This window comes from uncultured Salegentibacter sp., from assembly GCF_963972535.1.
Taxonomy (GTDB): Bacteria; Bacteroidota; Bacteroidia; order Flavobacteriales; family Flavobacteriaceae; genus Salegentibacter.
Map to the genome: position 1 here is coordinate 1 of NZ_CAXAVR010000108.1, position 8,604 is coordinate 8,604.

Annotated in this window: 6 protein-coding genes and 1 pseudogene; 6 read left to right on the forward strand and 1 reads right to left on the reverse strand. The window is 37.1% G+C overall.

Going from position 1 to position 8,604, the window contains the following annotated elements:
* The 5 genes and pseudogenes from AACZ30_RS11365 to AACZ30_RS11385 all read left to right on the forward strand — a co-directional run.
* Positions 1 to 488, forward strand: a pseudogene (locus tag AACZ30_RS11365) (acetyl-CoA C-acyltransferase); the annotation flags it as partial.
* Positions 489 to 519: 31 nt separating this feature from the next.
* Positions 520 to 885, forward strand: coding sequence for a four helix bundle protein (locus AACZ30_RS11370; protein ID WP_339649446.1), 366 nt, complete (start codon positions 520 to 522; stop codon positions 883 to 885).
* A gap of 47 nt (positions 886 to 932) precedes the next feature.
* Complete coding sequence (locus AACZ30_RS11375) at positions 933 to 2,747, forward strand: acyl-CoA dehydrogenase family protein (protein WP_339649448.1); 1,815 nt, start codon at positions 933 to 935, stop codon at positions 2,745 to 2,747.
* A gap of 115 nt (positions 2,748 to 2,862) precedes the next feature.
* Positions 2,863 to 4,638 (forward strand): mechanosensitive ion channel family protein, encoded by a 1,776-nt coding sequence (locus AACZ30_RS11380; RefSeq protein ID WP_339649449.1) that lies wholly within the window; start codon positions 2,863 to 2,865, stop codon positions 4,636 to 4,638.
* A 6-nt stretch (positions 4,639 to 4,644) separates the two neighbouring features.
* The gene (locus AACZ30_RS11385; RefSeq protein ID WP_339649450.1) at positions 4,645 to 5,712 is read left to right on the forward strand and encodes a mechanosensitive ion channel domain-containing protein; all 1,068 of its coding nucleotides are present in this window, start codon (positions 4,645 to 4,647) and stop codon (positions 5,710 to 5,712) included.
* On the opposite strand, the gene AACZ30_RS11390 is transcribed toward AACZ30_RS11385, so the two are convergent.
* The gene (locus AACZ30_RS11390; protein WP_339649453.1) at positions 5,699 to 7,498 is read right to left on the reverse strand and encodes a glycoside hydrolase family 15 protein; all 1,800 of its coding nucleotides are present in this window, start codon (positions 7,496 to 7,498) and stop codon (positions 5,699 to 5,701) included. The genes AACZ30_RS11385 and AACZ30_RS11390 overlap by 14 nt on opposite strands.
* A gap of 96 nt (positions 7,499 to 7,594) precedes the next feature.
* Here AACZ30_RS11390 and AACZ30_RS11395 point away from each other — a divergent pair.
* Positions 7,595 to 8,604 (forward strand): trehalose-6-phosphate synthase (locus tag AACZ30_RS11395; RefSeq protein WP_339649455.1); only part of this gene is annotated, 1,010 nt, incomplete at its 3' end.

An 8,604-nucleotide genomic window follows, 5' to 3' on the forward strand; every position in this document is an offset into this window, starting at 1 on the left:
CAGTTTTTGCTGAAGGCGGAAGTGTAACAGCAGGCAACTCATCACAAATGAGTGATGGCGCCGCTTTTGTAATGGTGATGAGTGAGGAAATGGTGAAAGAATTTAATCTTGAACCAATTGCCAGGATGGTGAGTTATGCGCCTGTAGGTGTAGATCCTAGAATTATGGGAATTGGGCCGGTTCATGCTATTCCAAAAGCTTTAAAACAAGCTGGATTAAAGCAGAATGATATGCAGCTTATAGAATTAAATGAAGCTTTCGCGTCACAATCTTTAGCGGTAATCAGGGAACTTGGTTTAAATCCAGAAACTGTAAATCCAAATGGAGGCGCAATCTCTATGGGACACCCACTTGGCTGTACAGGAGCAAAACTTTCGGTGCAAATCTTTGATGAAATGCGTAAACGCAACCTTAAAGATAAATACGCCATGGTTACCATGTGCGTAGGAACCGGACAGGGAGCTGCTGGGGTTTATGAAGTATTTTAAATGATGTATGTTGAATTTTAAATGAATAAGATTGAAAAGTGAGAACATCATAGTAGACAAAACCTTTAAGTTTTCTCTTGATATTATCTCGCTTTTCAAAAAACTTCAAGACGAAAGAGAGTTTATAATTTCCAGGCAATTATTAAAATCTGCAACAAGTATTGGTGCGAATGTAGAAGAAGCAACTGCGGCACAATCAAAGCGAGATTTTATAAGTAAAATGTCAATCGCTTCTAAGGAAGCGAGAGAAACTAAGTACTGGCTGCGACTTTTAGAAGATTCAGAAATAACAAAAATTGAAGTTTCAAATCATTTAAATGAAATCACACATATAATAAATATCATAACTAAAATCATTATTACAGCTCAAAAAAATATTAACAACACTGAATTATAAAAAGCTAGAGCATTTAAAATTTATAATTCAAAATTCAAAATAATAGCATGGAAACAACAGAAAATAAAAAAGAACTTCTACGCGGTGGGCAGTTCCTGGTAAAGGAAACCAAAGCAGAAGATGTATTTACTCCAGAAGATTTTACAGAGGAGCAAAAAATGATGCGTGATTCGGTTAAGGAATTTGTAGACAGAGAAATCTGGCCGAAAAAAGAAGAGTTTGAAAAGAAAAATTACGCGCTTACCGAAGAGGTAATGGGTAAAGCCGGAGAACTTGGCTTCTTAGGAGTTGCTGTACCCGAGAAATACGATGGCCTCGGAATGGGCTTTGTTTCAACAATGTTGGTTTGCGATTATATTTCAGGAGCAACCGGATCTATCGCTACCGCTTTTGGTGCACACACGGGAATTGGCACTTTGCCCATCTTACTTTACGGGAATGAAGATCAGCGCAAAAAATATATTCCGAAGTTAGCTACCGGAGAATGGTTTGGCGCATACTGTCTTACCGAGCCGGGAGCGGGAAGTGATGCGAATTCAGGGAAAACAAAAGCTGAGCTTACCGAAGATGGAAAAAGCTATAAGATAAACGGACAAAAAATGTGGATTTCCAATGCGGGATTTGCAAGTGTTTTTATCGTTTTTGCAAGAATTCAGGATGATAAAAATATCACCGGTTTCATTGTAGAATACGATAAAGAGAGTCCTAACGGAATCACTTTTGGTGAGGAAGAGAAGAAACTGGGAATCCACGCCTCCTCTACCCGTCAGGTATTCTTTAACGATACTGTGGTACCTGCTGAAAATATGCTTTCAGAAAGAGGAAACGGATTTAAAATCGCGATGAATGCCTTAAACGTTGGGCGAATTAAACTTGCCGCTGCTTCTTTAGAAGCACAGCGTAGAGTAACAGATGTTGCAGTGAAATATGCTAATGATAGGGTTCAGTTTAAAACCCCAATTGCAAAATTTGGCGCTATAAAATCTAAACTTGCCGAAATGGCTACTTCGGCCTGGGTTGGAGAAGCTGCAAGTTACCGAGCCGCAAAAGATATTGAAGACCGAATTAATCTCCGATTAGAAGCCGGTGCTTCGCATTCAGATGCCGAATTAAAGACTTTCGAGGAATATGCCATAGAATGTTCAATTCTTAAGGTCGCCTGTTCTGAAGATGTCCAGAATTGTAGCGATGAAGGTATTCAAGTTTTAGGTGGTATGGGCTTTTCGGCAGATACGCCTATGGAATCTGCGTGGAGAGATGCCAGAATTGCCAGAATTTATGAAGGAACCAACGAGATTAACCGAATGTTAGCTGTTGGAATGCTGATTAAAAAGGCGATGAAAGGTCACGTTGACCTTTTAGGTCCCGCACAGGCTGTGGGCGAAGAACTTACCGGAATCCCTTCAATGGACAAGCCAGATTTCAACGAATTATTTGCTGAAGAAAAGGATATGATCAAGAAACTAAAAAAAGTATTCTTAATGGTAGCCGGAAGCGCAGTTCAAAAATTTGGTCAGGATCTGGAAGAGCACCAGCAATTACTAATGGCCGCTTCAGATATTCTTATTGAAGCTTATATGGCGGAATCCGGAATTTTAAGAGCCGAAAAGAATGTAAAACGTTTTGGTGAAGACTCGCAGAAAGAACAAATTGCTATGGCTAAATTATATTTATACCACGCGGTAGATACTGTAAACCAAAAAGCTAAAGAAGGAATCGCTTCTTTTGCTGAAGGTGACGAGCAACGAATGATGCTTATGGGACTTAAACGTTTCACTAAATATGACAGGATGCCAAATGTGGTAGAATTAAGAAATACTATTGCTGAAAAACTGACTTCAGAAAATAAGTATTGTTTCTAATAATTTCTATTAAAACTATTGTAAAAAGGCCGTCAAATTTAGACGGTCTTTTTTTATTCCTTAATTTTAAAATTATTCCAATAATTATTTATCAAATAATTTTCAAAAATTAGGTATGATAAACCGTACAAGATTGCTCATGCTAAGTTTGTTTTGTGTTTTGTTGACGCAGGCTTCAGTTTTTGCTTATCAGCAAGATTCCACTAGCACAAAAGATGAACTTCCTTCCCAGGATAAAATAGCAGATTCTACTGATTCTAATTATTTGCCTAATAGTTTAAAAGATTATAATGAAGCTTATTATTCCTTAACCAGGTTAAATAATCCGCTGGGGTTCCCTCCTAACAAGTTTAATTTACAAACTCCACAGGCCACCTTAGAGCATTTTATAATTAGTTGCAGAAATAAAAATTTTAAAGATGCTGCTTATGCTCTAAACCTTAATTTAATGCCTAATTCTATAACCGACAAGGAAGCGGTTGATATTGCCCAGAAGCTTTATTTTGTGATGGATCAGAGGGTTGCTATAGACTGGCACGGATTACCCGACCGGCCCGATGGGCAGGTAGATATTAGAACCACCACCAACCAGGCGGTAGCGGGAACGGCCAGAAGAAGTGTGGTTTTTGGTGAAACAACCATAGAAGACCGTGATATAATTTTTAGGCTGCAAAGAGTAAAATATCAGGAATATGGGGCTTTTTGGTTAATTTCAGCAAATACCGTAGAAAATACAGAAGAGCTTTACAAGGTTTACGGTCCCACCTTTTTAGACCGGCATATGCCAACCTGGTCCCAGGCCCAAATTGGAACCGTGCCACTATGGAAACCGGTTGTAACCATCTTGTTATTAATTGTATCCTATCTTTTAGGAAGAGTGGTTATTCTATTAATTAGAAAAATTGCTAAATCATTTAACAGGCCAATCATTCTGGCTTTATCTAAGCGATTAGGGGTTCCGGCGGCCCTGGCAACCGGCGTTTTGTTTTTCTATATCACTCTTAACAATTTAATTTCTTATTCTGGTGCCTTTTCGAGTACGATTTACGCCATTTTACTCGCCGTTGTGATAGCTGCAATAACCTGGTTTTTTATGCGTATTCTGGATTTTGCAATGCGTTATGTTGCCGAAAATAAAATAGGCGATGTTACCTCTGAAAATAGTCATGAATCCCGGCAGCTTTTCACCTATTTATCTGTTGCCAGAAGAATTTTAACCTTCACCGTGGTAATTGTGGGTACAGCAATTATTCTTTCCCAATTTAGATCTTTAGAGAAACTAGGGATTTCTATGCTGGCTTCAGCAGGATTGGCCACCATAATTTTAGGTATAGCAGCACAAAGTACATTAGGAAATATTATTGCAGGAATTCAAATAGCGCTCACCAAACCGGCAAGAATTGGTGATACTGTGATTATAAATGACCGTTGGGGTTATGTTGAAGATATTAGGTTTACTTATATGATAGTGAGAACCTGGGATCTTAGAAGACTAATTGTTCCTTTGCAGACAGTAATTTCTGATACTTTTGAAAACCTTTCAATTACCAGCCCACATTCTATAAATGAAATTGAATTTTATGTAGATTATCGTGTAGATGTAGATAAATTAAGAACAAAATTTAAAGAATTAGTCGAAAACTCTGAAGATTGGGACGAAGAACATCCACCGATGCTACAGGTTACCGAAATGACAGAAAAATCACTAAAAGTTAGAGCTATTTGCAGTGCCAGTACCGCCACTATTGCCTGGGATCTTCATTGTAAATTAAGGGAAGAAATGGTAGCCTATATTAAAGAATTGGAAGAAGGCATATACTTTAGCAGGTCACGCGTTGAATTAAAAAAACCTCATTTTAAAGCCGAAGATTCTAAAAAAGCCAATAAATAATTACTTATGAGCTTAGACCCTTTAACGTTTAGATATATTCTTGCGGGTGTAATTAGCCTGCTTGTTTGCTTCTTAATAGCGTTTTATATTCTGAAGAAAATAGGCAAAGATCCTCGAAATATTCTTCCTGTAAATTTTGCCCAAAGGGTTTGGATCCCATTATTAATCTTCCTGGCTGCTTTAATTTTAAAAATTGCCCTGCTAAGTAAGATTTTTAGATTTGAATATACCTATGAACTTCTTCAGCCCATAAGCACGCTGGGGATAATTCTAAGTGCTACGTGGTTAATTATTCTGACGCTAAAAATTCTTAAAAACCGAATGCTGAAACGTTATGACGTAAACACATCTGATAATTTAAAGGCGAGGAAAATTTATACTCAGTTTAATATCCTTGAAAATATTATCATTTTTATTATCGTTATTCTGGCCATAGGAATTGCCCTGATGAGTTTTGAAAGCATACGCTCGGTTGGGGTAAGTGTATTAACTTCAGCAGGAATTGCAGGGATTATTATAGGTTTTTCTGCACAAAAAGCTATTGGAACCTTACTTGCGGGAATTCAAATTGCTTTTACTCAACCAATAAGGCTGCAGGATGCCGTAATTGTTGAAGGCGAATGGGGTTGGATTGAAGAAATCACACTCACTTACGTGGTGATTAAAGTTTGGGACAAAAGGAGATTGGTAGTGCCTTCTACTTATTTTATTGAAACCCCTTTTCAAAACTGGACTAAAAATTCGGCCGATTTATTAGGAACCGTGTTCTTGTATACAGATTATACCGTTCCTGTTGAAAAAATTAGAGAAGAACTGGATAGGTTACTGGAAACAACCCCGCTTTGGGATAAACAAGCTAAAGTAGTACAGGTAACTGATGCTACCGATAGGTCTATGGAAATAAGAATTTTGGTAAGTGCCAAAGATTCTCCAACCGCATTCGATTTACGCGTATTTATTAGGGAGAAACTCATAGATTTTCTAAAAGAAAATTATCCCGAGAGCCTCCCTAAAAGTCGCGTGCAAATTAATAAAGAAGATGACAAACAAGTTCAAAATCCTAAAACTCGCTAAGCCAGGTTTCTTCAGAAGTTGTGCCCAAACTAAAATTGGCAGCGGTTTCTATTAAGGCTAAATGCGAATAGGCTTGTGGGAAATTACCCAGCAACCTTTTGGTTTCAAAATCTATATCTTCACTAAACAATCCCAGGTGATTACTGTAAGATAACAACTGGTCAAACATTTGTTTTGCTTTTTTCCTCTCTCCTATCTTGAAAAGACTATCAATTAACCAGAAGGTACAAATGGTAAATGATGAAGTTGGTTCCCCAAAATCGTCTTTATTCTTATACCTGTACATTAACCCATCTTTACACAATTCCCTTTCAGTGGCGTGGACCGTACTCACAAAACGAGGGTCTTTCGCTTCAATAAACCCATATTGCTCCATTAATAAAGTTGAAGCATCTAAATCTTTAGACCCATAATATTGGGTATATGCCTGTACTTCTTCGTTCCAGCCGTTATTATAAATATCATTATAAATTTCGGCACGTAAAGACTTCCAATGTGTATCGTTAATACCCATTCTTAAAACTTCTCCAATCTTTATCGCTCTGTCTATCGCTACCCAGCAAAGGAGTTTAGAAAATACAAAATGCCTGTCTTCGGTACGTAATTCCCAAATTCCTTTATCGGGTTTCTGCCAGTTTTCTTCTACAATACTCACTATTCCACGGACTACGGTCCATAATTCTTCTGAATTTTCTAAAGAAGTTTCAAATTGATTGAACTGCTGATAGATTACCTCCATCAAAATTCCGTAGATATCATTTTGCTTCTGAATATAAGCAGCATTTCCGGTCCTTACGGGATGAGAATCTTTATAACCCGATAAGTGATCTAAAATATGTTCGGTAAGCTCCTTCTCACCGTTAATTCCATACATAATCTGGATTTTCTCATCTTTATCTGGGATAATATCTATAATAAATTGAAGAAAATCTTTAGCCGATTTTATATGGCCAAGGCCTGCCATTACTTTAATTACCATAGAAGCATCACGAATCCAACAAAAACGATAATCCCAGTTGCGTTCTTCGCCAATGGTTTCGGGCAAAGAAGTGGTGGCTGCGGCTAAAACCGCACCAGATTTTTTGTAACTAAGACATTTTAAAACCAAAGCGCTACGCATTATTTCATTTTCGTAATGCGTATAGCGGGTAGTCTTGGCGCTCCAATTCATCCAATAGGTCTTGGTCCGTTGAAATTTTAAATAAGAGCGATCTAAAGATTGGGTAATAAGCTTTTCGTGATAACCGAGCAAAAAATATGCGTTTCCGGTTAATTCAAGTTCTTTACCTTCCAGAACATCATTCAAATCAAAACTGGAATAGAGAAAAAGAGAATCGTATTTACCTTCTTTGGTAAAACTTTTAATATAATTTCCTTTAAATTCATTGTAGGTTTTTTCCCGGGCAAAATCTAAACGAGGATCATATTTTACTTTAAACTTGGGCTTTCCGTTAATTAATCTAATAAACCTTATTACATCTGGCGGGGCGTAAAAAGAACCATCTTCCCGGGGATAACGGGGCATAAAGTCTATAACCTGAAAAGAATTTTCACCATCACTAAATTCAGTATTTAGAATATTGGTTTCCCAAAGATATTCCTGGGTAATTTTATAAGAATCGTCTACTATAATTTCAAAACTTCCTCCTTTTTTCTCGTCCAGTAGTTTTGCAAAAACTGCAGACGAAGCAAAATTTGGCAAACAACACCATTCTAACGAACCTGTTTTTGATATTAGCGCAGCACTCTTACAATTCCCTATAATTCCGTAATCTAAATTCTCCATATACTCTTAAAATTCTTTAAAAAGACTTGTCGTGTAAAATGATTTTCGGAAATTTAATAAAAATCAATTTCGCAACAACAGCATTCACATATAATTATGAGTAAGACAATAATAATTTCCAACCGATTGCCATTACAAATTAACCTAGAAAATAATAATCTTGAAGTTACGCCAAGCGTAGGTGGGCTCGCAACAGGCTTAAAATCATTCCATAAGGATGGTGATAGTATTTGGATTGGTTGGAGCGGACTTACCGAAGAGGAAATTCCGGAAAATCTTTTAGAAGATGTTAAGGAAAAAGCCCGAAAAGAAGATTGTGTTGCTGTAAATCTTAGTGAAGAAGAAATTGAAGGATTTTATTACGGGTTTAGTAATCGTACCATATGGCCGCTTTTCCATTATTTTATGGAATATACCGAAGCCGATAAAGATCATTGGGAAATTTATAAAAGCGTAAATAAAAAATATGCCGAAGAAGTTCTGAAACATTATGAAGATGGCGATCACATTTGGGTACACGATTATCAATTACTTTTAGTCCCAAATATGATTAGGGAACAACAGCCTGAAGCCATTATTGGCTTTTTTAATCATATTCCATTTCCTTCTTACGAGGTTTTTAGAACCCTGCCCTGGCGGGATGAAGTTTTAAAAGGAGTATTGGGTGCAGATCTAATTGGTTTCCATACCTACGATTATGAAAGACATTTTTTAAGTTCTGTAAGTCGAATTTTACGTCACCAGGTAAGTTTTAATGAAATTACCCTGCCCGAGAGAATTGTAAAAGTAGATTCTTTCCCAATGGGAATAGATTATAACAAATTTGAAGACGCCGCTTTAAATCATTTTAAAAATACCGAAGAGCAACGTACCGAGTTACAGCGCAGGTTAGACCATCATACCAATGAAACCCCTGAAGCTAAACTTATTCTAAGTATAGACCGCCTGGATTATACAAAAGGTATCGCCAATAGAATTAGGGCTTTTGAATATTTTCTTGATAACCATCCAGAATTCATTGAAAAAGTAAGATTGGTGATGCTTGCCGTACCATCAAGATCTAACGTGCCGCAATATCAACGTTTAAAAAGGGAAATAGATGAATT

Excerpts from the sequence above, each read along its gene's own strand:
- AACZ30_RS11375 (WP_339649448.1), top strand. The coding sequence starts at position 933 with ATGGAAACAACAGAAAATAAAAAAGAACTTCTACGCGGTGGGCAGTTC.
- AACZ30_RS11380 (WP_339649449.1), top strand. The coding sequence starts at position 2,863 with ATGATAAACCGTACAAGATTGCTCATGCTAAGTTTGTTTTGTGTTTTG.
- AACZ30_RS11385 (WP_339649450.1), top strand. The coding sequence starts at position 4,645 with ATGAGCTTAGACCCTTTAACGTTTAGATATATTCTTGCGGGTGTAATT.
- AACZ30_RS11390 (WP_339649453.1), bottom strand. The coding sequence starts at position 7,498 with ATGGAGAATTTAGATTACGGAATTATAGGGAATTGTAAGAGTGCTGCG.